Raw genomic sequence first — 23847 nt, forward strand, 5'->3', positions numbered from 1 at the left:
AAAGGAGCGCGGCCTTCTTTCCGTAGCCCCGGAGCCGGTGCTGCTCGGTCAGCTGCTGGAATTGCGGGCGCGGGAACGGACTTCGGGCGCCATTCGCGCTCTGCTGGCCTTCGCCCCAAGATCGCCCGCCATATCCGCGACCACGGAACCGGGAGGATATGGCCGCAAGCTAGAGGGGCTTCACCCCGAGCACTTCGATCGCGTCGGTCTTCCCGCCGAAATCGGCGAAATCCCCCTGCCCCGCCCCCATCAGCGCGCGGGCGATCGGGGAGGAGAAGGAGATGAGGCCCGCCGCGGGATCGGCCTCGTCGTCGCCGACGATCGCGACTTCGTTCTCCTTGCCGTTGAGGCGGTAGCGGACGCGGGTGCCGAAGGCCGCCTCGTCACCCTGCGGGGCGGGCTGGATCTCCATCGTCGCGTGGCGAGTGTTCCAGTAGCGCAGGTCGCGCTTGAGCGACTTCAGCTCGTCCTCGGTGCCGCCGGCAGCGATCCTCGCTTCCAGGTCGACGACCTTGGCCTGGACGAGCTCGGCGCCGCGCTCGGTGACGAGATTGGGGCCCGGCGGGATCGGCAGCTCGAACTTGGGTTCGAGATGCTCGTCGTCGCTTTCCCGGCGGAAGGCGACACTCATGCCGCCGCCACGACCGAAACGCCGTCGCCGCCGGTGGCGACGTGGCGGCGGATGCCGACCCGCTTTAGGAACAGCCACAGCGCCTCGACATGGATGCCGGCGACGACCTTGAGGGTCAGCAGCGGGTGGCGCAGGAAGGCGCCGAGCAGCGCGCCGTCGCTCAGCTCGCGGCGCTCGCCGTGGAAGGCGGCGACGATCAGCGGTCCCTCCGCGTCGCCCCCGGCAACGACCACCCGGGTCTTCTCCATCGGCGGCTCGACGGTGAAGTCGTAGCGCATGTCGAGGTCCATGAACGGCGATACGTAGAAGCTTTTGTCGCAAGCCTGGCGGATCAGCGCGTCGCGGCCCTGGCCCTGCGCCACGGGGATCACATAGCTGTGCCGTTCCTTGAAGGTGTTCGTCACCTCATAGACGATCGTCGCGAGGCTCCCGTCGCGGCGATGGCAGAACCAGACCGACAGCGGGTTGAAGACATGGCCGAGCATGCGGGGCATGGTGAGCAAACGGATCGGCCCGCCATCGGGTTCCTGCCCGGTTCGCCGGACCAGCGCCTCGATCTGCGGGCGCAGCGGCCGGCCGGAGCGGTCGCCATAGTCGCGATCGTGGAAGGAGAAGAGGTTGAAGCGGTTGCGCGAGAAGAGACGGCAGCGCGCGGCGACGCCATCGATCTCGTCGAGGTCGAACAGGCACTGGAACAGGCGGTAGCGCAGGACATGGGCACGCGGGCGGAAACGGCGATGGAAGACCCGCCCCGCATAGATCGCCGATTTCACGCCGCGGCTTCCCGTCTGGGTGCCAGTTCCATCGCCGGATCGATCGCCAGCCGGCCATTGGGTTCGTCGACCGTCCAGGGGCGCCGGGCGCCGAGCATCTCGGCGACCGCGAGTCCCGACTGCAGGCCGTCCTCGTGGAAGCCCGCGCCGAGGTGCGCGCCGCAGTAGAAGGTATTACGCTTGCCCTGGATCGCCCAGATGCGGCGCTGCGCATCGAGCGCGGCATGATCGAAGATCGGATGGTCGAAGCTGGTGCGGCTGATCTCCTTGTCGCGGTCGATCGCGCGATTGGGATTCAGCGTGACGACCAGCGGCTCCTTCGTCCGATAGCCCTGGAGCTGGTTCATCCAGTAGCTGACGCACAGGTCGCCGGTCGCGTCGTTGGCATGGCGGCGGCCGAAATAGTTCCAGGCGCCCCACAGCAGCTTGCGCTTCGGCATCAGCTTCGCATCCTGGTGGAGCACGACGAGGTTGGAGCTGTAGCGGAAGGCGCCGAGCAGTTCGGCCTCCTGCGGGCTGGGATCGGCGAGCATGGCGAGCGCCTGGTCGCCGTGCGCGGCGATCACCACCTCGTCGAACACATCGGCGTTGCCGCCGGCGTCGGCGATCGTCACCTGCCCGGCTTTGCGTTCGATGCGGGCAACCGGCGCGCGGAGCCGTACCTCCCCCGCGAAATCGGCGAGGATGCGGTCGATATAGACCTGGCTGCCGCCGACCACGCTGTTCCATTTCGGGCGACGGCCGAGATCGAGCAGGCCATGGTTGCTGCAGAAGCGGACGAAGGCCTCGGCCGGATAGTCGAGCAGCAGCTGCGCCGGCGCGGACCAGATCGCCGCCGCCATCGGCAGCAGATGATCGTCGCGGAAGGCATCGCCATAGCGCCCCTGTTCGAGCATCTGGCCGAGCGTCATGTCGCCGAAGCCGCCCATCCCCGCCGACGCCTCGCGATAGAAGCGGACGAGGTTGCGCAGCATCGACCAGAAGCGCCGCGAGAAGAGGTTCGACGGCTGGGCGAACAGCTGCCAGATGCGGTCGCCCGCGGCATATTCGAGCTTGCCGTCGTCGAGCGACACCGCGAAGCTCATGTCGGTCGCGCGGGTCGGTACGCCGAGATGCGCGAACATCGCGATCAGGTTCGGATAGGTGCGGTCGTTGAAGACGATGAAGCCGGTGTCGACCCCGAGCACGCCGCCGTCCCCGGTGTCGACGTCGATCGTGCGGGTGTGGCCGCCGAGGCGATCCTCCGCCTCGTAGAGCACGACGTCGTTCTGCTTCGACAGGAGCCATGCCGCCGAAAGTCCGCTGATGCCGCTGCCGACCACGGCGATCCGCTGCCCCTTGCGGAGGTTCGTCATGCTCATATTCCCCGTCATGGCGTCGCTTTCCATTGCCTTCGCATACAGATACGGCATGCAATGTCAGCGAGTTGCGCCGGCCCCTGTCCCGTCTGCTAAACCGCGCTACCGAAAGCGCAAAGTCGAATCTTCTGCAACCGCCTTGGCGGCCGCGTGCGTATAAGGCTAGGAACGGGACGATGGGGGCTTTGAACGAAATGAGCGGACTGGACTCCATCATCGTCGCGTCGGTCATCCTTTCGGCGATGATGGCGGCCGCCTGGGCCGTACAGCGGGCGACCGGCCAGTCCGGCTGGGCCGATGTCTTCTGGTCCTTCGCGATCGGCATCGGCGGGCTGGTCACGGCGCTGATGGCGACGGGCGACGGCCCGCTCGAACGGCGCTGGCTGGTCGCTGGCATGGTCGCCTTCTGGTCGATGCGACTGGGCTTCCACATCCTGTCGCGCACCGCGACCGCCACTTCCGAGGACGCGCGCTACGCCGATCTCCGCCGGGAATGGGGCGATCGCTTCCAGGGACGGCTGTTCCTCTTTCTCCAGATCCAGGCGCTGTGCGGGATCGGCCTTGTCGTCACCGTCTATGTCGCCGCGCACCGCCCCGGCCCGGCCTTCGCGATCACCGACGGTATCGGCCTCGCCCTGCTGATCGCCTCGGTCGTCGGCGAGGCGATTTCCGACAATCAGTTGCGCGCCTTCGCCGCCGACCCGTCCAACCATGGCAAGGTCTGCGACGCAGGGCTGTGGCGCTGGTCGCGCCATCCCAATTATTTCTTCGAGTGGCTCGGCTGGGTCGCCTATCCGGTGATCGCCATTTCGCTCGCGGGCGACTGGTGGCCGGGCCTGCTCGCGCTGATCGGGCCGGCGCTGATGTACTGGCTGCTCGTCCATGTCTCGGGCATCCCGCCACTGGAGGCGCACATGCTGCGCAGCCGGGGCGACGCCTTCAAGGCCTATCGGGCGCGGACCAGCGCCTTCTTCCCGCTGCCCCCCAAGACGACAAACTGACGGATCGCTTCCATGGACATCATAGCCGCCGCCACCGCAGCCGTCGAACGGCTGCCGCTTCCCGACGCCGTTACGCTGGCGGGGGTCGAGTTCCTCGTCGGCCGCACCGGCCGCAAGCTGGCGCGCGAACCCGAGAACAACGAGGCCTTCGCGCGGACGATGGCGGACTATCCCATCGCGATCCATACCGATGACGCCAATGCCCAGCATTATGAAGTGCCGGCCGCCTTCTTCGACCTGTGCCTCGGCCCGCGCCGCAAATATAGCTGCTGCTATTATGACGGCCCCGACACCACGATCGCCGAGGCCGAGGAAGCCGCCCTCGCCCAGACCGCCGAGCATGCCGGCCTCGAGGACGGGCAGGAGATATTGGAACTCGGCTGCGGCTGGGGTTCGCTCAGCCTGTACATGGCGGCGCGCTATCCGAACGCGCGGATCACCGCCGTCTCCAACTCCCGCTCGCAGCGCGCGCATATCGAGAAGCTGGCGGCGGCGCAGGGGTCGACCAACCTGACCGTCGTCACCTGCGACATGAACGACTTCGAGGCCGATGCCCGCTTCGACCGGGTCGTCTCGGTCGAGATGTTCGAGCATATGTCGAACTGGCAGGCGCTACTGACCAGGGTGAAGGGCTGGCTGAAGCCCGACGGCTTCCTGTTCATCCACATCTTCACCCACGACCGGGCGAGCTACCGCTTCGACCATGCCGACAAGGCCGACTGGATCGCGCAGCATTTCTTCACCGGCGGGATCATGCCCAGCCACGGCCTGCTCCGCCACTTTCCCGACCTGTTCACGGTCGAGCAGGAGTGGCGCTGGAACGGCAAGCACTATGCCCGCACCGCCTTCGACTGGCTGGCCCGTTTCGACGCCAACCAGCCCGCGATCGCCGAAATCTTCCGCCAGACCTACGGCAAGGACGCCAAGCTGTGGGAACGCCGCTGGCGGCTGTTCTTCCTGGCGACGGCGGGACTGTTCGGCCACAAGGACGGCGTGCCCTGGGCGGTCAGCCACTACCGGCTCAAGCCAGCGGCCTGAGGCCGTCGCTCGGCACAAACCGTTTGGATAGAGCTGCTTAGATCGGTACTTTCAGTTTAAGCTTGAGCAGGCGAAGGCGGAGCTGCGCACCTTTCGGTCCGTCGTCGTCGGCGTCGTCGAGGGCGGGGATCGACCATTGATTCTCGAGATCCTCCTCGGACGCAGCCTCGTCGGCGGCGGAGAGGATGTCGAAGGTCATGCCCCCGGCCGGGAAACCGCCCGGCTGTGCGACGGCCATTCCGGCCAAGGCGAATAAGGTCGTCAGTGCCACGCGAACCCTCTGTGTTTCCCCCGCTATCAAGCGTCCGGCGGGGCCAGGGGTTCCCGACGAAGCGACCATCGGTTCGCGGCGGGCGTCGATATGCGGGCACCGGGTCCCGGGACTAGACTCCGGGCACATTCTCTTCACGACCCCAGTCGCGGCCCTCGAACGGGACGATGTCGACCTTCAGGTTCCGCCAGTCGTCGATGCAGCGCAGCGAGATGCTGATCCCTTCGGGGTGCGAGCGCGGCCGGTAGAAGCTCTTGATCCCGCATTGCGAGCAGAAGATGTGCCGCGCCTTGCCGCTGCCGAAGCGGTAGGTTGTCGTGTCCTTCTGCCCTTCGAGCAGGCGAAAACGGGTATCGGGCACGATCAGGTGCAGATATCCCGTCATCGAGCAGATCGAGCAGTTGCAATCGAGGATCGCCAGCGGCTCGTCGCCGACCTCCGCCTCGAACCGCACCAGCCCGCAATGGCAGCCGCCCTCGACCTTCATCCGGTCAGCCCCGCGTCACGAGCCGGGTGAGGAGGAAGCCGCCCGCCGATCCGACCCCCGAGACGAAGGCACCCCACGCCATGTCCGCCACGGTGATCCTGGTCGACCAGACCGTCAGCGTCGCCTGGTTGGTCAGGTCGTAGGTCGCATAGGCGAAGAAGCCGAACAGCGCGCCCTTGATCAGCGCCGTCTGCCACTGGCCGGTCAGGAGCGCCGGATGGACCGCGAAGGTGATGAGCCCCGCGATGTAGAGCGCATAGAAGATCACCGCCGGAGCCATGCGCGGCTCGGGCGCGAGGATCGACCCGATGATCGGGCGGTAGAGCAACGGGCCGACCTGGGTCAGCCAGATGGCGTCGATGATCGCGAAGACGACGAGTGTCGCGAAATAGGCGATGATGATCCGGGTCATGCGGGCCTCCCCTTGTCGACTCTCTTCATGGACGAAGCTTCGGCCGCCGTCATCCTTGTCTTTTCGATCCCGAGCGCCGATGAAGCGGGCGCCCGCGTGGGCCTGGCGGGGATTCGGGGATAGCATGTCGGTTTCTGAGCGTGGCCGGGGCAACGCCACCGTCTTCATCGTCGCCACCATCCTGATCGACGCGATCGGCTTCGGCATCGTCATCCCGGTACTGCCGCGGCTCGTGATGGAGGTCGGCGGGCTCGACCTGCCGGCGGCGACGCGGATGGGCGGCTGGCTCTCGGTGGTCTATGCGCTGATGCAGTTCCTGTGCGGGCCGCTCGCCGGCAATCTGGGCGATCGTTTCGGCCGGCGCCCGGTACTGCTGCTGTCGCTCGCGGGCCTCGCGGTCGACTATGTGCTGATGGGCTTCGCCCACACCCTCACCCTGCTGTTCGTCGGCCGGCTGATCGCGGGCGTATTCGGCGCCTCGTTCAGCCCCGCGACCGCCGCGCTGGCCGACATCACCGCCCCCGAGGACCGGGCCAAGCGTTTCGGCCTGGTCGGCGCCGCGTTCGGGATCGGCTTCATCCTCGGCCCGGCGCTGGGTGGCATCCTCGGCGAGTTCGGCCACCGGATGCCCTTCTACGCCGCGGCCATCTGCTCGGCGATCAACTTCACCTTCGGCTTCTTCTTCTTCCCCGAGACGCTGGCTCCGGAGAACCGCCGCCGGTTCAGCCTCGCCCGCGCCAATCCGGTCGGCGCGCTGCTGATGGCGCGCAAGATGCGCGGCGTGCTCGGGCTGGCCGGCATCCTGCTGCTCTGGAACATCGCCTCGATGGTCTATCCGGCAACCTGGGCCTTCTTCGCCATCGCCCAATATGGCTGGTCCAACGGGATGATCGGCCTTTCGCTGGCGCTGGCGGGCGTGTCGATGGCGATCGTGCAGGCAACGGTGCTGGGCCGGGTGGTCGAGCGCTTCCGCGAACGGCGCACCGCGATGATCGGGGTCACCGTCGCGATGTTCGGCTATCTCGGCTATGCTCTCGTCCCCTATGCCTGGTTCGGGATGATCGTGATCGTGATCACCGCGCTGCAGGCGCTGGTCCAGCCGTCGATCACCGCGCTGATGTCGCAGCGCGCGCCGACCGACGCGCAGGGCGAGATGCAGGGCTTCATCGGCAGCCTCAACGCGGTCGGCGCGATCGCCGCGCCGCTGCTGCTCAACCCCGCCCTCGCCTGGTTCACGGGCCCGGACGCGCCGGTCTATTTCCCGGGCGCCGCCTTCGTCATCGCCTCGGCATTCGCGGGGGCGGCACTGCTCTCGCTCGCCCTGACCCGGCGGGTGCGGGACGAACAAGGTCTGCGCCAGCTCGACCCGTAAAGGGAAGCGGGCGCTTCAAACGATGTAATAGCCGATCCACCGCGCCGACAGTGCGGGCTTGTCCTGTCCCTCCGCCTCGATGGTGACGTCGAGCGTCCGGCGCCAATGGCCGGGCCGGACCTCCTCCAGTGCCAGCAGCCCGAAGCGGGCGCGGATGCGGGTGCCGGTCATCACGGGCGAGAGGAAGCGGACCCGGTCGAGGCCGTAGTTGAAGCCGCTCTTCATATCCTCGGGCTCGGGGACCACGCCTTCCTGCAGGCGCATCAGCAGCGACAGGGTCAGGAAGCCCTGCGCGAAGGTGTCGTCGAACCCGGCAGCCTGCGCCACCGCGCGATCGAGATGGATCGCGGAGCGGTCGTCGGTCGCGTCGGCGAAGCGGGCAATCCGCTCCTGCTCGATCGCGATCCAGTCGGACCGGCCGATCTCCCGTCCGGCCAGCGCCGCCATCTCCGCGAGCGATTGCCCAGCCACTTCAGACCGCCGGCGCGGCGCCGTAGGTCTGCTTGAGCGATGCCCGGTCGATCTTGAGCGTCGCGCTGCGCGGCATCTCGGCGATGGTCGCGAAATGCCTGGGCAGCTTGAAGCGCGCCAGCCGTCCGTCGGCATGTGCCAGCAGGACGTCGAGGTCCACCTCCGCCCCGGGCATCGGCTCGACGATCGCCAGACCGACCTCGCCCCAGCGATCGTCGGGAACCGCGATGATCGCCACCTCCTTGACCCCGGGCGCGTCGGCCAGCGCCAGCTCGACCTCGGCCGGATAGATATTCTCGCCGCCCGATCGATAGACCTCACGCAGCCGGTCGACGACGTAGAGCCGCCCCGCTTCGTCGAAGCGCCCGCAGTCGCCGGTGCGGAACCAGTCGCCCTCGAAATAATCCTCGCGCGGGCGGTTCCAGTAGCCCGGCGTGATCGCCGGGCCGCGCGTCCAGATCTCGCCGACCTCACCCTGCGGCACATCCCTGCCCTCCGGATCGACGAGCCGCAGGTCGGTGCCCGGCAGGACGAAGCCCGAGCAATTGGCGAGCGCGAGATCGCGGCCGCCGTCGAGCACCGTGACCAGGGGCCCCTGCTCGGTCGAACCATAGGAAAGCTGGAGGAAGAAGCCGCGGGCCTGCCAGGTCTGGTGGACCCAGACGGTCTTCGGGCCCCAGCCGCCGAACAGGCCGTTGCGCAGGTTCGGAAAGCGCGCCTCTGCGAACGCCGGCAGCGCGGTGATCAGCTCGTACATCTGCAGGACACCGCACAGATGGGTGATGCCCACCTCGGGATCGGTGAGCAGTTGAAGCGACACCGCCGGATCGAAGCGCCGCGTGGTCGTGACATGGCCGCCCCAGTAGAGCGTCGGATTGGAGAAGGTGTTTAGGCCGCCCGCATGGAACAGCGGGACGATGTTGAGATGATGGTTGCCGCGCTCCGACGCGCGCGAGGTCTGCGCCGCATTGATCGCGTGATGCTTGAGCGTTCCCCAGCTGCACAGCGCGCCCTTGGGCAGGCCGGTGGTTCCCGACGTGTAGAGGATATGGGTCAGCTGTTCCTCGTCATGGACGCCGCCGGACATCGCCTCGGTCGCGTCGGCGATCAGCCGGTCATAGTCGCTCCGGTCGAGATCGTCGGACCACAGGATGCGCTGCTCGATGCCGGTGGCATCTGCGACCGCCTCGCCGACCTCGCGCCACGGATCGTCGTAGACCATGATCGCCGGCGCGGCGTCGCGCACCAGCGTCACCAGCTCGCCGACAGCGAGTCTCCAGCTCAGCGGCACCCAGATCAGCCCGGCGCGCATGCAGGCGAATTGCAGTTCGAACAGCCGGGTGTCGTTCTCCGTGATCGAAGCGACGCGGTCGCCGGGTTGCAGGCCGAAGCGGTGGCGCAGCAGGTGGGCGAGCCGCCCGACCCGGCGATCGAGATCTCCCCAGTTCAAGGTCACGCCCTGCTCGACGCAGGTGACCGCTGGCGCGTCAGGCCGCAGCGCTCCGTGATAGGCCACCCAGTCCTTGACCCAAGGCTTCATGCCGTCTCTCCGCTTATGGTCTTTATGAAGATTTCCTGTGCCACCGACGCGACCAGAACGCCGGACCGGTCGTAGAATCGTCCGGTGGTGAAACCCCGGCCGTCGGCCGCCCGCGTCGATTCCTGGACATGGAGCAGCCACTGGTCGATCCGCGCCGGGACGTGCAGCCAGAAGGCGTGGTCGAGCGACGCGCCGAACAGGCCGCGCGCGGCGATCAGGTCCTCCCAGACGATCGGATGCTGGTTGGTCACGGCATCGGCCATGGTCAGGTCGCTGGCATAGAGCAGCAGGCAGGCGTGCAGCAGCGGATCGTCCGGCAGCTCCTCGTCGGCGCGCATCCAGACGCGGTGGCGGCCGTCGCCGATCCGCTTCTCCCATGGCGGCTGGTCGACATGGCGCAGGTCGATCGGCCAGGGCACGCCCGAATTGCGAGGCAGGTCGCCGCCGTGCAGCGCGAGCAGCGCCACGTCGCGCGACGGTATCTCCTCAGGCAGGGGCGCATCGGGCGACGGGCGCTGATGCTCGATCCCCCCGGAGGACGCCGCGAAGGAGAAGGTGGCGGTGATGATCGCCTGCCCGTCCTGTTCGGCGCGGACCTGCCGTACAGAGAAGGAGCGCGTATCGCGCAGCCGGTCGACGACATAGACCACCGGCTTGCGCGGATCGCCGAGCCGCAGGAAATAGCAATGCGCCGAGTTGAGGCGCCGCCCCTCCCCGACGGTGCGCGCCGCCGCGATCAGCGCCTCAGCGAGGCTCTGGCCGCCGTAGACGCGGTCGAACGCGCCGATCGCCGGTTCCAGCACGAAGCGGTCGCCGCCGCCATCGGCGGGCGCGATCCGGCCCATGCGGTCGATCAGCCGCCGCAGCATGGTGATGCGGTCCTGCCGCGCGCTGTCGAGAAGTTCGTCGGTGACGGTGATCAAAGCAGCCTCGCCCTCGGTCTTTTGCCGTGCCTTACCACTCAGTGATTGGATATGTAAACTACCCGCGTTGCGGTGCACCCGCGAGTTTCTAATGTCTATACATTTTGGAAAAATCTCGGTTTTCCGAGCTTTCGTCCGCGCGGCGACGGTCGCGCCATAGGGGGAAGGCTGGCGGCTTTACCGGCCATTGCAAATCATCCGTCGTTAGATATATCTGCCCGAAACAGGAGAGGAAGATGCCCATGCCGGTCCTGGCGATAGATGCCGATCTGTCCGACGACGCCCGAACGCTCGCCCGGCTCGTCGAGCAACGCCATAGCTGCCGGGGCTTTCTCCCGACCCCGGTGCCGCGCGCTACGATCGACGCGATGCTGACGATCGCGCAGGGCGCCGCTTCCTGGTGCAATTCGCAGCCTTGGGAAGCGATCGTCACCGAGGGCGCGGCGACCGACCGCTTCCGCGAGCGGCTCTATGCCTTCGCGGCCAGCCAGAACTGGGCCGACCAGACCAACCGCCCCGAGCGACCCGACTTCGCCTTTCCGACCCGCTATGTCGGCGTCTACAAGGATCGCCAGCGCGCGACCGGCTGGGCGCTCTACAAGGCGGTCGGGATCGCGCAGGGCGACCGCGAGGGATCGGGCCGCCAGGTGCTCGAGAATTTCCGCCTGTTCGGCGCCCCGCACGTCATGATCGTCACCAGCGAGGAGGATCTCGGCGCCTATGGGGCGATCGACTGCGGCGCCTATGTCGCCCATGTCATGCTCGCCGCGCAGAGCCTCGGCCTCGGCACGATTGCGCAGGCGGCGCTGGCCGGGGTCGCCGATTTCGTGCGCGACCATTTCGCCATTCCGGCCCAGCGCAAGATCGTCTGCGGAATCTCGTTCGGCTATCCCGATCCGGCGCACCCCGCCAACGGCTTCCGCACCACGCGGGAGCGCCTGGAGAATGTGGTGCGGTACGTGGAGTAGGCGCCGGCCCGGCAACCCGGCCGCGCGTCGGCGGCTATCCCCGCGCTTCCTTCTTCAACAGCGCGCGCTTGCGCTCGACGCCCCAGCGATAGCCGGTGTCCGATCCGTTGCTGTGGATGACCCGGTGGCACGGCACCGCCACCGCCAGCCGGTTGGCGGCGCAGGCGGCGGCCACCGCGCGGGCGGCACGCGGCTCGCCGATCTCGCGGGCGAGGCCGGCATAGCTGCGGGTCTCCCCGGCAGGGATCGCCTGCAGCGCCTGCCACACGCGGCGCTGGAAGGCGGTGCCGCGAATGTCGAGCGGCAGCGACAGACCGCGTTCGGGCTCCTCGACCAGCGCCACGACCGCGTCGACCGTCGCCTGGAAGTCGCCATCGGCCGCGATCGTCCGCGCATTGGGGAAGCGCCGGCCGAGGTCGGCGACCAGTTCGGCATCGTCATCGCCGAGCATGATCGCACAGACGCCCCGCTCGCTCGCCGCGGCGAGGACCCGGCCGAGCGAGCTGTCGCCGATGCCGTAGCGGATCGCGGCCGCCGCGCCGCCCTTGCGATAGGCGCGGGGCAGCATGCCGAGCGCGGCATCGGCCGCCGCATAGAAGCGGCCGCTCGATCCGAACCCCGCGTCGTAGAGCGCCTCGGTCACCTGCGCGCCCTTGCCCAGCGCCGCGCGGACCCGCCGCGCGCGGTGCGCGTCGCCATAGCCCTTGGGAGTGAGGCCCGTGACCGCCTTGAACATGCGGTGGAAATGGTGCGGGCTCAGTCCCGCGCCGTCGGCCAGCTCGCCGAGCGACAGCGCCTCCTCGGCCGCCTCGATCCGCCGGCACGCTGTCGCGACGACCGCCGCCTGCCGTTCGGCGAGCGGCGCCTCTGTGGGGCGGCAGCGCTTGCACGGACGGAAGCCCGCCGCCTCGGCCGCCGCCGGATCGGCATGGAAGGCGACGTTGCGCGGATGCGGGGTGCGTGCGGGGCAACTCGGCCGGCAATAGACGCCGGTCGTCGCCACCGAATAGACGAAGCTGCCATCGGCACCCGCATCCCGGGTGACGAGCTTCATCCAGCGCGGATCGTTGACGGTGGCGTCCATCAGCATCTCATACCCTTTCCCACGATCATATGGTGGGAAGACGATGGCGATGCCAGCGGGACGGTGCCTCCCGCCCCTTGCTTTCAAATCGAAAAATGTCAGGCGGCGGCGCGCCGCTCGCCTTCATCCTCGCGGTGGGCGCGCTCGCAATCGGGGCATGGGCCGATATGCGGATAGACGGCATCCGCCTCGTGCCAATGGCCGACCTGCGCCTCGAAGATCTCGATGCCCTCGCCATAGCCGAGACCGCGGAGCACGTCGTTGGTCAGCAGGTCGATCGCGCGATGGGCGGCGTGGCCGCGCATCGTCGCAACGATCTCACGGGCGCGGTCGGCAAACTCCTGAGCGGTCATCAGCGGCGCGGGCTTGGTCATGGCCGCGCCCCTAGCCCCGAAAACCGGCTATTTCAAGGCCGGGCGGCAGGTTCCGCGCCGGGCTGCGGCGCAGGCCCGCCGGCCGGCGCGGCATCCGCATCCTCGCGGCAGAAGCCTTCGCCCTGCTGGATCATCAGGCAGTTCTTCTTGCCCGCGAGCCATTTCAGGCCGGTCTGATCGCCGGTCGCGGCGCGGATGCTTTCCGGGCGCCCGTTGCGGGTGAAGCGGATCATGTCGCCGTCGGCGGTGCCCTCATAGCTCTTCGTGCCGTCGAGCAGGGTCACGCTCAGCATGTAATGGCCGCGCTCGCCCGCCGGCTGGATGTCGAGAACCAGCCCCTCGACGCCGATCCACTTCCCGACCCAGGCGTCGGTCGGCAAGCTGCTCGCCGAGACATTGCCGGTGGGATCGACATCGTCGATCGCATCTTCCGCGGCGGTCTCCTCGACCGTGGCGGCATTTTCGATCGGATGCGCGTCCTCGCCGCGCGCGCAGGCGATCACGAACAGCATGGCCGCCAGGCCGGCACCGGTGCGAATCTTCATCGAACTCCTCCTCGTCGCCGTGCGATGGCCCGGACTCAAAGGGATCAACCCGCCCGAGGTCAACCAAAAAGATCGCCGCGGCTGGCCCTACCGACCCGGACAAGGTCATCGATCCCAATCACTTAGGAGCCGAAACTCGCACGCTCTGGGGATTTCGGTGCGCTTGTTCGCGCGCGCCTGCGGATTGAACATGTACGGCTCCGAAGCCGCATGATATCAGCGCCGAATGAGCAGAGACGGCGCGACGAACCGGCGGCAGCCACCCTGTCCCGTCCGCACCCCGCCGCGATACCCCACGCCCTGATCGCCCCGTCGATGGCCGGCGATCGATTCTGGATGCTGCGATGGGCCGCCTATTCCCAGGGCGTCCAGTTCGTCGTCAACTTCGCCGCCAGCATCGTCGTCGCGCGCCTGCTGGGCCCCGAGGAGATGGGCGCCTATTCGGTGGGGCTCGCCGCGATCGTCGTGGCGCAGGTGCTGCGCCTCGCCGGCCTCAACAGCTTCCTGATCCAGGAGCGCGAGCTGACCCGGTTGAAGGTCGCGAGCGCCTTCGGCCTGGCCTGCGCCTTCAGCTTCCTGCTGGGCATCCTCGTCATCGCGGTGCGCGGCCCGATCGCGGACTTCTACGCCAGCCCGGCCACTGCGGACGTGCTGCTGATCGCCGGCCTCGGCTATTTCGTATCCCCGCTGCTGATCCTGGCCAACGGCGTGCGCACCCGGCATCTCGAGGTCCGCCGCATCGCCGCCTCCGCGATCCTCGGCGCCGTGGTCAATGCCGGCGTCAGCATCCTGCTGGCGGCGCTCGGACATGGCGCGGTATCGATGGCCTGGGGCGATCTGGCCGGAACGATCGTCACCGCGCTGGCGCTGTGGTGGCGCGCGGCCGATCTGATGCGGACGCTGCCCCGGTTCGGCGGCTGGTGGCACATCTGGCGGATATCGGGCTGGTCGATGGGATCGTCCCTGCTCGACCAGCTCGGCGGGCGGTCGGGCGAACTGGTCATCGGCAGAACCCTGGGCGTCGGTGAGGCGGGGCTGTTCAGTCGCGCCGAAAGCCTGCCCCGCATGATGTGGAACTACGTCGCCCCACCCACACTGCACCTGCTCGCGCCGATGATGGCGAACGACATGCGCGAAGGCCACCACATCCGCGACCTGACGATAACGCGCATGCGCCTGTTCGCCTGCCTGTTCGGGCCGGCGCTGGTGGCGATGGCCACGCAGTCCCAGCCGCTGATCCTGTTTCTCTACGGCGCGCAATGGGCGGGGGCGATCGGCCCGGCCTTCTGGCTGTGCCTGTCCTCCGCGCTGATTGGCCAGTTCGTGATCATCAACTCGGCCCTGCTGGCGCTCGGCCGCACGCGCGAACTGTTCCTGCTCAACGCGGCCGAACAGGGCGCGCGGGTCCTGACCGTGCTGCTGCTGGGACAGACCGATCTGGACTGGATCGCGCGCGGCATGATGCTCTGGGCGCTCACCTATGTCGTGTCGGCGTCGTGGATCGGATTCCGGCTCGGAATCGTCGCCCCGGCCGGCCTGGCACGCGCGCTGCGCCCCGGTCTTGTCTGTTGCCTGACGGTCTTCGCCGCGGGCGAGGCCGCGCTGAGGCTCGCGGACCGGCTCGCCCTGCCCCACGTCATGGCGCTGCTGCTGGCGGCGGTCATGACCGTGGCCGCCTGGCTCGCAACGCTCTTCTTCGTCGAGAAGGACGTGCTGCACGTCCTGTCGAAGGCGCTGATCGGCAGGGAGGTTCCGGCGGCGCGGGCCTGACGCCGACGCGGCTTGCCCGATGCGGCTCTGGGCCTTAGAGACCCCGCAACACCCGACTCGTCAGCACTGGACTGGATATGGCCGAGATTATCGCCATCGCATCCGATCATGCCGCGTTCGACCTCAAGTCCGCTCTCGTCACATGGCTGCGAGACGAAGGCCATGAGGTCCTCGATCTCGGCCCCGACGGCCCGGCATCGGTCGACTACCCCGATTATGGCTACAGGCTCGCCGACGCGATCGCCGCGGGCGACGCGGCCAGGGGCATCGCGCTGTGCGGGTCGGGCATCGGCATCTCGATCTCGGTCAACCGCCATCCCGCCGCGCGCTGCGCGCTGGTTTCCGAAGTCCTGTCGGCCCGTCTCTCGCGCGAACACAACGACGCCAACGTCATCGCGCTGGGCGCACGCCTGATCGGCATCGAACAGGCGCGGGCCTGCGTCGACGCCTTCCTGTCGACGCCCTTCGCCGGGGACCGCCATCAGCGGCGCGTCGACAAGCTCACCCACCCCCGCTTCCACAAGGACCACGCATGAGCAGCCACCCCGCCGCCAACCTGTCCGACGTCCAGCCCGACGGCTTCTTCACGCGCGGCCTCGCCGATGCGGACCCCGCCGTGTTCGCCGGCCTGACCCAGGAAATCGCGCGCGAGAAGAAGCAGATCGAGCTGATCGCCTCGGAGAACATCGTTTCCAAGGCGGTGCTGGAGGCCCAGGGCTCGGTCTTCACCAACAAATATGCCGAGGGCTATCCGGGCAAGCGCTATTATCAGGGCTGCCATCCGTCGGACGTCGTCGAGCAGTTGGCGATCGACCGCGCCAAGCAGATGTTCGGCTGCGGCTTCGCCAACGTCCAGCCGCATTCGGGCGCGCAGGCTAACGGCGCGGTGATGCTGGCGCTGACCAAGCCCGGCGACACGATCATGGGCCTCAGCCTCGATGCCGGCGGCCATCTGACCCACGGCGCCAAGGCGGCGTTGTCGGGCAAGTGGTACAACGCCGTCCAGTACGGCGTCCGCGAGGACGATCACCGCATCGACTTCGACCAGGTCGAGGCACTGGCGCGCGAGCACAAGCCGACGCTGATCATCACCGGCGGGTCGGCCTATCCGCGCCACATCGACTTCGCCCGCTTCCGCGCGATCGCGGACGAGGTCGGCGCGCTGTTCATGGTCGACATGGCGCACTTCGCCGGCCTGGTCGCGGGCGGCGTGCATCCCACGCCCTTCGGCCATGCCCATGTCGTCACCACGACGACCCACAAGACGCTGCGCGGCCCGCGCGGCGGCATGATCATGACCGACGACGAGGCGATCGCGAAGAAGATCAACTCGGCGGTCTTTCCGGGGTTGCAGGGCGGCCCGCTGATGCACGTCATCGCCGCCAAGGCGGTCGCCTTCGGCGAAGCGCTGCAGCCCGAGTTCAAGGCCTATGCCGCCGCCGTGGTGGAGAACGCCAAGGTGCTGGCCGCCCGCCTCAAGGAGCGCGGCGCCGACCTGGTCTCGGGCGGCACCGACACGCATCTCGCGCTGGTCGACCTTCGCCCGATCGGCGTTACCGGCCGCGACGCCGACGAGGCGCTCGAGCGTGCGGGCATCACCTGCAACAAGAACGGCGTCCCCAACGATCCGCTGCCGCCGGTCAAGACCTCGGGCATCCGGGTCGGCTCGCCCGCCGGCACGACCCGCGGCTTCGGCCCGGCCGAGTTCCGCGACATCGCCGACATGATCGCCGACGTGCTCGACGGCCTCGCCAAGAACGGACCGGAAGGCAACGGCCAGACCGAGGCGCACGTCAAGGCGCGCGTCGAAGCGCTCTGCGACCGCTTTCCGATCTATCCGGAGCTGTAATTGCGCTGCCCCTTCTGCGCCCATGACGACAGCCAGGTGAAGGACAGCCGCCCCACGGACGACGGGGCGGCGATCCGGCGGCGGCGGCAATGCGAGGGGTGCGGCGCGCGCTTCACCACCTTCGAGCGGATCCAGCTTCGCGAGATGACGGTGGTGAAGAGCGACGGCCGCCGCGAGGTGTTCGACCGCTCCAAGCTCGAACGCTCGATCAGCGTCGCCTGCCGCAAGCGGCCGGTCGATCCCGCGCGGATCGAACGGCTCGCGACCGCGATCCAGCGCCAGATCGAGACCAGCGGCGACAGCGAGATCCCCGCCGCCTCGGTCGGCGGCATGGTGATGGACGGGCTCAAGGCGCTCGACAGCGTCGCCTATATCCGCTTCGCGAGCGTCTATAAGGATTTCCGCGAAGCCAAGGATTTCGAGGATTTCGCCGGTGCGGTGAGCGACGCCGGCAAGGAATGATACCGGCGGCGGCGCGTTGCACGCCCCTTCCGACCATCGCAGATCGAGTGCCCGTCATGGAAGCCCCTCCCCCCGTCGTCGTCCTGGTCCGCCCCCAGCTTGGCGAGAATATCGGCAAGGCGGCGCGGGCGATGCTCAATTTCGGGCTGGTCGATTTGCGGCTCGTCGACCCCCGCGACGGCTGGCCCAATCCGCAGGCCGGCCCTGCGGCATCGGGCGCCGACCTGGTCCTGGAACGGGCGCAGCTGTTCGACAGCGTCGCCGACGCCACCGCCGATTGCGCGCATGTCTATGCCACCACCGTCCGCAAGCGCGGCGTCACCAAGCCGGTCGTGACGCCCGAGGAAGCCGCGCGGGAAATCCACGCCGAGCGGGGCCGGTCGGCCATATTGTTCGGGCCGGAGCGATCGGGGCTGGAGACCGACGACGTCGCGCTGGCCCGGACGATCGTCACCGTGCCGATCAATCCCGATTTCGGCAGCCTCAACCTCGCCCAGGCGGTCATCCTGGTCGCCTATGAATGGTCGAAGGGGATGGCGCTCGCCTCCCCTCCATCGGTGGAGCTCGATCCACCGGCCTCGCAGTTCGAACTGGAGGGTCTGATCGATCATCTCGACCGGATGCTCGACGAATCGGGTTACTTCTTCCCGCCGCACCGCGCCACCGCGACGCGCCGGACGCTGCGCGGCGTTTTGACTAAAGCAGCATGGAATGCGCAGGAAGTTCGTACGCTGCGGGGCGTATTGAGCACGCTGGAAAAGCCCAGAAACCGATAAAAGGGCCGCGGACTCGGCACTTTTCCGTGCAATAGCCCCGCTGGCACATTGTAAACTTGCTGTAAACCGCAAAAATCCGCCGAATCTTGTGTTTACTGGAAAAATATCGTACAGATATCTGATTGCGTTTTGTGCCGGGGGTAATGAAGAGATGTGCGTCAGGCTGCTCGCGCTGCTGACAGCTTTGTTCGGCGGCCTCATCGGGGGACAGCTTCAGGCTGCCAACCTCCTGGTCAACGGCGACTTCGAGATGGTCACGATGACCAACGGCAATGCGCTGCATTCGACCCTGTTTGGAAACTCGCTCGACAACACCGTGCTCAACGCCGCGGCGAAGAACCTGCCGACCGTTACCGGCTGGGCGACCAAAGGTTATAATTTCGTCTTCGTCGACAACCCGACCTATAACGGCGGCAACCCCCAGTCGGCTACCGGCGCGGACGACTACTCCAAGGGCGCTTGCATCCTAGGCACCTGCGACACCTCGCTGCGGCTTTCGCTGTGGGGACCAGACAGCGCGACCAACAATGGCCTGACGAACAGCCCGACGGGCGGCAATTTCATCGGCGCCGACGGTGCCTATGGCAACGCGCCGATCGAGCAGGTCGTCACCGGGCTGGAAGTCGGCAAGGTCTACAAGCTGACCTTCTGGTGGGCGGCAGCCCAGCAGAGCACCTATAACGGCGTCACGCAGGACGCCTGGCAGGTCTGCTTCGGCGTCTGCGACTATACGCTCCCGCCCGACGCGCCGATCTTCCTCGATTTCCGCGACGGGCACTCGACCTACGTCACCTCTCCCGGCGACCAGATCAAATCCACCTCGACCGTCACCAACGCGAACCATGGCTTCGTGCCCTGGCAGTTCCAGACGATGTACTTCACCGCCAACGACACCACGCAGAAGCTGTCCCTGCTCGCTTACGGCCTGCCTCTCGGGCAACCCCCCTTCGCGCTGATCGACGGCCTCAACCTCGAGGCGATTCCGGAACCCTCGACCTGGGCGATGATGCTCATCGGGTTCGGGCTGGTCGGCGGCATCATGCGCAGCAACCGGCGCTCCCCGGTCAGCCGTGAGGTGATGAAGGCCCAGATCGTCTGACGGTGATGCCGGTCGGGCCCGTCCGCTGCGGGCTGTGCAGCGCGCCCGTCGCCCCCGACAGTAACGGTTGCGAACAATGTGGCCTCGCGTGGATCGACGGTCCGCCGCCGGCTTATGACGACCCCCGACTTGCAGCCATTGCCACGCGCCGCCGCCTGGGTTTCCGGCGTGGCCTCGTCCGGTTCGAGGGACTGATCCTGGGCTTCGAGACGCTCCGCTCGCTGGCCAGCCGCTTCGACCGGACGGCGACGCTGGGGCCGCTGACGGCGCGCCTGCTGGGGCGGGTTCCGGTCCGGATATTGCGGTCCGCCGTCACCCTGGCGGACTTCGAGGCGCGTCGCTCCGCGACGAAAGCGCCCGGGCATCCGCCGGCCGACGTGGCGCTGGGGTGCATCATGCGTCCCGCCGACCTTCCGGCGCTGGTCGACCTGGCGACCGGCCACGGCGCCCGCTTCAGCGCGATCGCGGTGATGGTCGACGGAGGCGCCGCCGACGCCGACAGGGTGCGCGCCGCGCTGGCGGCGGTGCCCGGCGCCCCCCGCCTCGCGATCGACGCAGCCCCCCTTGCCGGCGATTTCGGCGCCCAGCGGAACCGCGTGCAGCAACGCGCCGGCACCCGCTGGATCCTCCACCTCGACACCGACGAGACCCCCGACGATCGGCTGGCCGCCAATCTCGCGGCGATCGTCGCCGATGCCGATCGTCATGCCGACAAGGTGGTCGGCTTTGCCCGGCTCAATCTCGTCGATGCCAGGCCATCCGCCTTCTATCCTGATACGCAGTATCGGCTGGTGCGGTCCGACGTCCGCTTCCACAACAAGGTCCATGAAAGCCCGCTGCCCGGCGTCGACTGGCGGAGGGTTCATCGCTCGCTCGCCGGCGGGCTCGTCCATCGGCTGTCGCGCGACCGAGTCCGCGCCCGATCGGTGCAATATGAGGCGATCGCCGAGGGCGCCGGCCGGCCACGCGACGAACGCATGCTGCTCGACGACTGGCCTGACATCCCGGCGGAAATCCGCGCGCCCGCCTGAAACGGCCCGCCTGAAACGGAACGTCCGGAACCGGGCCTCGCGCCGGCGCCGGGGCACGTCGCCGGGCCGTCACGGCCGCGGCCTTATCGCCGCGCGGAAACCGGGACAGCGGCGGGCACGGGCGCGCAGATCGAATAGCCGTCCCTCCGGTAGAGGGTGCGGCTTGCGCCGCAACCACCGACGTCCTCGGGCAGGACGACGAAGGGGATGCCGTTTGCCGCCGCATAGGCCAGGTATTGTTCGGCGCGGCGGAAGCCTTTGACCGCGGCGTAGCGGCTCGACCAGCGCCGATAGAAGGCCGGTTCCCACATCACCACCGCCCCTTGCTTCCAGTCCACCCAGACGGGGCGCAGGGTCAGGAGCTGGAAATCGTCGAACAGGTCGCGATGGTCCTTGTCGACCGGGACGAGGAAGGGACCGGCGAGCGTGCCGTGCCGGACCCAGTCGACCATCTGCCGGAAGGGCCGTTCCGCCTCGGTCCGCTTCGCCATGCCGTCGGCACGCCATTTCACCAGCGTCGCGACGTTCAGCAGCGCAAGCCCCGCGACCAGCCCCATGGCCAATGGGCGCCATCCGCGCAGCAGGCTTCCGCCCAGCGCGAACAGCAGGACCAGGCGCAGGAGGACGGTCGGCGACCATCCGGCAGCGGCCGAGAATTGCGTGACGAGGATCAGGACGACCAGTGCCGCATAGCCGACGACGAGCAGCGGCACCGACAGGCTCGACGGCCGGTGGCGAAAGGCCAGCAGCGCGGCGAGCAGGAGATCGACGGTCAGCAGCTGGAAGACTTGCCGGTCGGGCTGGACCAGTTCGGCAAGGACGAGACATCCGGCGAGGCGTTCCCAGTCGCGCGATCCGCCATCGGTTGCCGCCCGTATCGCGGCGAGAATGACCAGGCCGAAACCGACAAACTGCACGAAGCCGGCGGAGCGGACCGCGTTCAGGTTGAACAGGAGCTTGCTGTCCACCAGATAAGGGCCGGCCGCGCCCAGAACGAACAGCAGCGACCAGCCCGCCAGCACCAGCGTCCAGAAACGCGCGCCGCGGGACAGGAGCGCTGCCAGCACATAGGCGGCAAAGACCAGCGCCAGTTCGAGCCGTTCGGTGGCCGGCGCGGCGTCGATCAGCGAATGATCCGGAAAATAGAGCCGCAGATAGGCGGCATAGTCGAAGGGCGGCGCGCTCCTCGTCTCGAGCAGGGTGGACGCCACCCAGACGATCACCGGCGATGCGGTGAGGAGGAACACCAGCAGCGCCCGGCCGATCATCGCCGGGCCGACCGGAGCCATCGGCGCGAGCCGCGACAGGAAAGCGGGTATCGGCCAGCCGCGCACCGAAGCGAGGACAGGTGGGGCAATCGCAGCGAGCAGCCATAGCCCGACGAAGAAGTTCAGGCAGAAGACGATGCCGCAAAGCAGGCCGGCAAGAGCGAGGCGCCCGCGCTGGACGGCGAGCAACGCGCCGAGCAGTGGACCCCAGCTAAGCTCGGAATGGGTGAAATAGCCGATGAACAGGCCATGCCCCCCGATGACGGCGAGCTGGGCCAGCCACGGGGTCGCCGAAACCACCGCCATCGCCGCGACCAACGCCCACCGGCCGGACAGCCCGTTGAGCCGGAAGAAGCAGAGAAAGGCCGCGATCGCCGCCAGCCGGCCGAGGACGAGGCCGACCAGGAAGACCGCCCGGACATTGGCCTCGGTGCTGACCAGCCGTACCGCCGGCCAGGCGAGCGAGACGAATTTGTCGAGCGACCGGTAGACCGGATCGTCCCGGAACTGCGGAAGGCCGGCATAGTCGAGCACATAGGGGATGTGGAAGACGTTGTTGTTGACGCCGAAGCGGAACCCCGTCGCCGCCATCGACGCGAGGGTCGCGCCGACCAGCAGCGCGCAGAACAACGCCCGATCGCTCCAGGACGAGCGCCCGACCCCGTTATCCATTCAATATCCCGATATGTGCGAAGCGCGCGACGATCATGACCGCGACGATCCCCGCCACGACGATCCGGCTTCCCTTGTCCTTGAACGAGAAGACGATCGGATCGTCATGCATCTCCTCGCGCGAGGTCTTCACCCACATGCGTCCCAGCCAATAGATCAGCCCGAAGGCGGCCAGCCACAGCAGCTGGGGGCTGGCGTAACGGTCCTGGGTCTCGGCCGAGCTGATGAACAGCCCGAAGATCACCACCGAGCAGAGCGCGCTCCCGACCCCCAGCGGCCACAGGACGGCCAGATCGGTCGACTGATAGTCCCTGCCGCGCAGGCCCATCCGGCCGCTGCGCTGCGTCACCAGCAATTCGGTGCACCGCTTGATCAGGGCGAGGCTGAGGAACACGAAGACCGAAAAGGCCAGCAGCCATGAGCTCAGCCGGACGTCGATGGCGACCGCGCCGGCCAATATGCGCCAGCTGTAGAGCAGCGCCAGCGTCAGTACGTCGATGAGGACATATTGCTTGAGCGTCCAGCTATAGGCGCTGGTGAGCAGGAGATAGGACAGCAGCATGACGACGAACGCCCATGACACCGCCATCGCGACGAGGATGCCGGCCACCAGACCCGCTATCGACACCGCGACTCCTTGCAGCAGGGGCAGCCGTCCGCTCGCGAAGGGCCTTCCGCTCTTTCGGGGATGGGACCGGTCATGGTCCAGGTCGACGATGTCGTTGAGGATATAGCTCGCCGAGGCCACCAGGCAGAAGGCGACGAAGGCCAGCAACACGTCCAGCGTCTTGCCGAGCTGCAGGAAGGAGAAGGCGGTCAGCAGCGGCACGAACAGCAGCGCGTTCTTCGTCCACTGATGGACCCGCAGCGCGCGCAGCCACAGGCCGAGCCGCGGCTCCTTCGAAAGGAACTCGCGCTCGATCGTCGCCGACGCGCGGAGGCGCCGCAATTGGCCGGCCGGCACATCGACCGCGATCGCGGCTTCGGATCCCGCCCAAACCTGCATGTCGGGACCGCCATTGCCGACATAGACGAAGTGCTCGCCGATCGTGGTGCGGATCGCCGCAAGCTTCGCGGCGCCCTTCAGATTGTCGCCGTCGGACGTCGATATCACGAGATCGAACAGGCCGAGATGCCGCTGCACCTGTTCGGCGATGCTGCTGTGCGCGGCCGTCGCGAGCACGATCCCGCGGCCCTGCGCCTTCTGTCCGCGCAGCCATGCCAGCAGCGGCTGGTTGTACGGCAGCGTCGCGCCGTCGAGCGTGACGTGGGCGGCGACCGCGCGCTTGAAGGCCGCCCGTCCGCCGAAGAGCCACGCGATCAGCCGGAACAGGTTCAGCGGCGATTTCCTGACGAGCGCGACGATCGATTCGACCAGCGTGTCGGCCGGGGTCAGCGTGCCGTCGAGATCGACGACGAGCGGCAGCGGCGCCTGGTCAGCCATGCGATCGCCCGATGCGCGCGCGCATCGGCGTTGAGCGAGCCGTTCCGGACCTGACCATATCCCCCCGCCGACCCCCGACCAAAGACGCGCTTTCCGATCGCCCGATTCGGGCGGGATTGCAAGCCGGCCCGCTGCGGCACGGCGCGCGCCATGCCCGGAATCCCATGTCGCGGCGTCCAAATTGAAAGCAGACCGCTTTCCATCTATGGGTCCGTATCGGCGCGGACT

At 68.0% G+C, this 23847-nt stretch carries 25 protein-coding genes; 11 read left to right on the forward strand and 14 right to left on the reverse strand.

Annotation, left to right across the window (positions count from 1 at the left end):
- Positions 1–169: 169 nt before the first annotated feature.
- Genes ASE22_RS12740 through ASE22_RS12750 form a run of 3 tightly spaced genes read right to left on the reverse strand, consistent with a single transcriptional unit; the run spans position 170 to position 2765 of the window.
- Positions 170–631 (reverse strand): GreA/GreB family elongation factor, encoded by a 462-nt coding sequence (locus ASE22_RS12740; RefSeq protein ID WP_056359782.1) that lies wholly within the window; start codon positions 629–631, stop codon positions 170–172.
- Positions 628–1404, reverse strand: coding sequence for a DUF1365 domain-containing protein (locus tag ASE22_RS12745; protein WP_056359785.1), 777 nt, complete (start codon positions 1402–1404; stop codon positions 628–630). Before ASE22_RS12745 ends, ASE22_RS12740 begins: the two co-directional genes overlap by 4 nt.
- Positions 1401–2765 carry an NAD(P)/FAD-dependent oxidoreductase gene (locus ASE22_RS12750; RefSeq protein ID WP_235537465.1) on the reverse strand — a complete coding sequence of 455 codons (1365 nt, stop codon included), beginning with the start codon at positions 2763–2765 and terminating at the stop codon, positions 1401–1403. The genes ASE22_RS12745 and ASE22_RS12750 overlap by 4 nt, the downstream gene beginning before the upstream one ends.
- Before the next feature lie 191 nt (positions 2766–2956).
- Between ASE22_RS12750 and ASE22_RS12755 the strand changes: the two genes are divergently transcribed.
- Both ASE22_RS12755 and ASE22_RS12760 read left to right on the forward strand, forming a co-directional pair.
- Positions 2957–3763 (forward strand): DUF1295 domain-containing protein, encoded by an 807-nt coding sequence (locus ASE22_RS12755; protein WP_056359789.1) that lies wholly within the window; start codon positions 2957–2959, stop codon positions 3761–3763.
- Between the two features lie 12 nt (positions 3764–3775).
- Positions 3776–4801: an SAM-dependent methyltransferase gene (locus tag ASE22_RS12760; protein WP_056359791.1), complete on the forward strand. Its 1026-nt coding sequence runs from the start codon at positions 3776–3778 to the stop codon at positions 4799–4801.
- Positions 4802–4838: 37 nt separating this feature from the next.
- Here ASE22_RS12760 and ASE22_RS12765 read toward each other — a convergent pair whose 3' ends face one another.
- The 3 genes from ASE22_RS12765 to ASE22_RS12775 form a co-directional block, all read right to left on the reverse strand.
- Entirely contained in the window at positions 4839–5072 is a 234-nt protein-coding gene (locus ASE22_RS12765) for a hypothetical protein (RefSeq protein WP_056601596.1), read from the reverse strand.
- A 112-nt stretch (positions 5073–5184) separates the two neighbouring features.
- Positions 5185–5559, reverse strand: coding sequence for a GFA family protein (locus tag ASE22_RS12770; protein WP_056359797.1), 375 nt, complete (start codon positions 5557–5559; stop codon positions 5185–5187).
- Positions 5560–5563: 4 nt separating this feature from the next.
- On the reverse strand, positions 5564–5971 hold the full coding sequence (locus tag ASE22_RS12775; RefSeq protein ID WP_056359800.1) for a DUF2177 family protein: 408 nt from the start codon (positions 5969–5971) through the stop codon (positions 5564–5566).
- Positions 5972–6095: 124 nt separating this feature from the next.
- On the opposite strand from ASE22_RS12775, the gene ASE22_RS12780 reads away from it, so the two are divergent.
- Positions 6096–7343 carry an MFS transporter gene (locus ASE22_RS12780; protein ID WP_056359802.1) on the forward strand — a complete coding sequence of 416 codons (1248 nt, stop codon included), beginning with the start codon at positions 6096–6098 and terminating at the stop codon, positions 7341–7343.
- Positions 7344–7358: 15 nt separating this feature from the next.
- On the opposite strand, the gene ASE22_RS12785 is transcribed toward ASE22_RS12780, so the two are convergent.
- Genes ASE22_RS12785 through ASE22_RS12795 form a run of 3 tightly spaced genes read right to left on the reverse strand, consistent with a single transcriptional unit; the run spans position 7359 to position 10277 of the window.
- On the reverse strand, positions 7359–7814 hold the full coding sequence (locus ASE22_RS12785; protein ID WP_156397303.1) for a MaoC family dehydratase: 456 nt from the start codon (positions 7812–7814) through the stop codon (positions 7359–7361).
- A gap of 1 nt (position 7815) precedes the next feature.
- A complete protein-coding gene (locus ASE22_RS12790) occupies positions 7816–9354 on the reverse strand; it encodes a class I adenylate-forming enzyme family protein (RefSeq protein WP_056359808.1) in 1539 nt (512 codons plus the stop codon).
- Positions 9351–10277 (reverse strand): acyl-CoA thioesterase, encoded by a 927-nt coding sequence (locus tag ASE22_RS12795; protein ID WP_235536427.1) that lies wholly within the window; start codon positions 10275–10277, stop codon positions 9351–9353. Before ASE22_RS12795 ends, ASE22_RS12790 begins: the two co-directional genes overlap by 4 nt.
- A gap of 236 nt (positions 10278–10513) precedes the next feature.
- Between ASE22_RS12795 and ASE22_RS12800 the strand changes: the two genes are divergently transcribed.
- Positions 10514–11245, forward strand: coding sequence for a nitroreductase (locus ASE22_RS12800; RefSeq protein WP_082545635.1), 732 nt, complete (start codon positions 10514–10516; stop codon positions 11243–11245).
- 34 nt (positions 11246–11279) lie between these two features.
- Here ASE22_RS12800 and ada read toward each other — a convergent pair whose 3' ends face one another.
- The 3 genes from ada to ASE22_RS12815 all read right to left on the reverse strand — a co-directional run bounded on the left by ada (position 11280) and on the right by ASE22_RS12815 (position 13248).
- A complete protein-coding gene (ada, locus tag ASE22_RS12805; RefSeq protein WP_056359815.1) occupies positions 11280–12335 on the reverse strand; it encodes a bifunctional DNA-binding transcriptional regulator/O6-methylguanine-DNA methyltransferase Ada in 1056 nt (351 codons plus the stop codon).
- 92 nt (positions 12336–12427) lie between these two features.
- Entirely contained in the window at positions 12428–12703 is a 276-nt protein-coding gene (locus tag ASE22_RS12810; RefSeq protein ID WP_056359817.1) for a hypothetical protein, read from the reverse strand.
- 32 nt (positions 12704–12735) lie between these two features.
- On the reverse strand, positions 12736–13248 hold the full coding sequence (locus tag ASE22_RS12815) for a hypothetical protein (protein WP_056359820.1): 513 nt from the start codon (positions 13246–13248) through the stop codon (positions 12736–12738).
- 210 nt (positions 13249–13458) lie between these two features.
- On the opposite strand from ASE22_RS12815, the gene ASE22_RS12820 reads away from it, so the two are divergent.
- From ASE22_RS12820 to ASE22_RS12850, 7 genes are all read left to right on the forward strand, one after another.
- Positions 13459–15018: an oligosaccharide flippase family protein gene (locus ASE22_RS12820; RefSeq protein WP_082545636.1), complete on the forward strand. Its 1560-nt coding sequence runs from the start codon at positions 13459–13461 to the stop codon at positions 15016–15018.
- 77 nt (positions 15019–15095) lie between these two features.
- Complete coding sequence (gene rpiB / locus ASE22_RS12825) at positions 15096–15554, forward strand: ribose 5-phosphate isomerase B (RefSeq protein WP_056359827.1); 459 nt, start codon at positions 15096–15098, stop codon at positions 15552–15554.
- The gene (glyA, locus tag ASE22_RS12830; RefSeq protein WP_056359830.1) at positions 15551–16867 is read left to right on the forward strand and encodes a serine hydroxymethyltransferase; all 1317 of its coding nucleotides are present in this window, start codon (positions 15551–15553) and stop codon (positions 16865–16867) included. Before rpiB ends, glyA begins: the two co-directional genes overlap by 4 nt.
- Complete coding sequence (nrdR, locus tag ASE22_RS12835; RefSeq protein WP_056359833.1) at positions 16868–17329, forward strand: transcriptional regulator NrdR; 462 nt, start codon at positions 16868–16870, stop codon at positions 17327–17329.
- A gap of 56 nt (positions 17330–17385) precedes the next feature.
- Positions 17386–18105, forward strand: a complete 720-nt coding sequence (locus ASE22_RS12840; RefSeq protein ID WP_056359836.1) for an RNA methyltransferase — start codon at positions 17386–17388, stop codon at positions 18103–18105.
- Between the two features lie 151 nt (positions 18106–18256).
- Positions 18257–19204 carry a PEPxxWA-CTERM sorting domain-containing protein gene (locus tag ASE22_RS12845; RefSeq protein ID WP_056359840.1) on the forward strand — a complete coding sequence of 316 codons (948 nt, stop codon included), beginning with the start codon at positions 18257–18259 and terminating at the stop codon, positions 19202–19204.
- A 5-nt stretch (positions 19205–19209) separates the two neighbouring features.
- Complete coding sequence (locus ASE22_RS12850) at positions 19210–20235, forward strand: hypothetical protein (RefSeq protein ID WP_056359843.1); 1026 nt, start codon at positions 19210–19212, stop codon at positions 20233–20235.
- An 83-nt stretch (positions 20236–20318) separates the two neighbouring features.
- Here ASE22_RS12850 and ASE22_RS12855 read toward each other — a convergent pair whose 3' ends face one another.
- A complete protein-coding gene (locus ASE22_RS12855; RefSeq protein ID WP_056359847.1) occupies positions 20319–22175 on the reverse strand; it encodes a hypothetical protein in 1857 nt (618 codons plus the stop codon).
- A complete protein-coding gene (locus tag ASE22_RS12860) occupies positions 22168–23619 on the reverse strand; it encodes a UbiA family prenyltransferase (RefSeq protein WP_056359850.1) in 1452 nt (483 codons plus the stop codon). Before ASE22_RS12860 ends, ASE22_RS12855 begins: the two co-directional genes overlap by 8 nt.
- Between the last annotated feature and the right edge of the window lie 228 nt (positions 23620–23847).

This window comes from Sphingomonas sp. Root720 (assembly GCF_001428605.1).
GTDB lineage: Bacteria > Pseudomonadota > Alphaproteobacteria > Sphingomonadales > Sphingomonadaceae > Rhizorhabdus.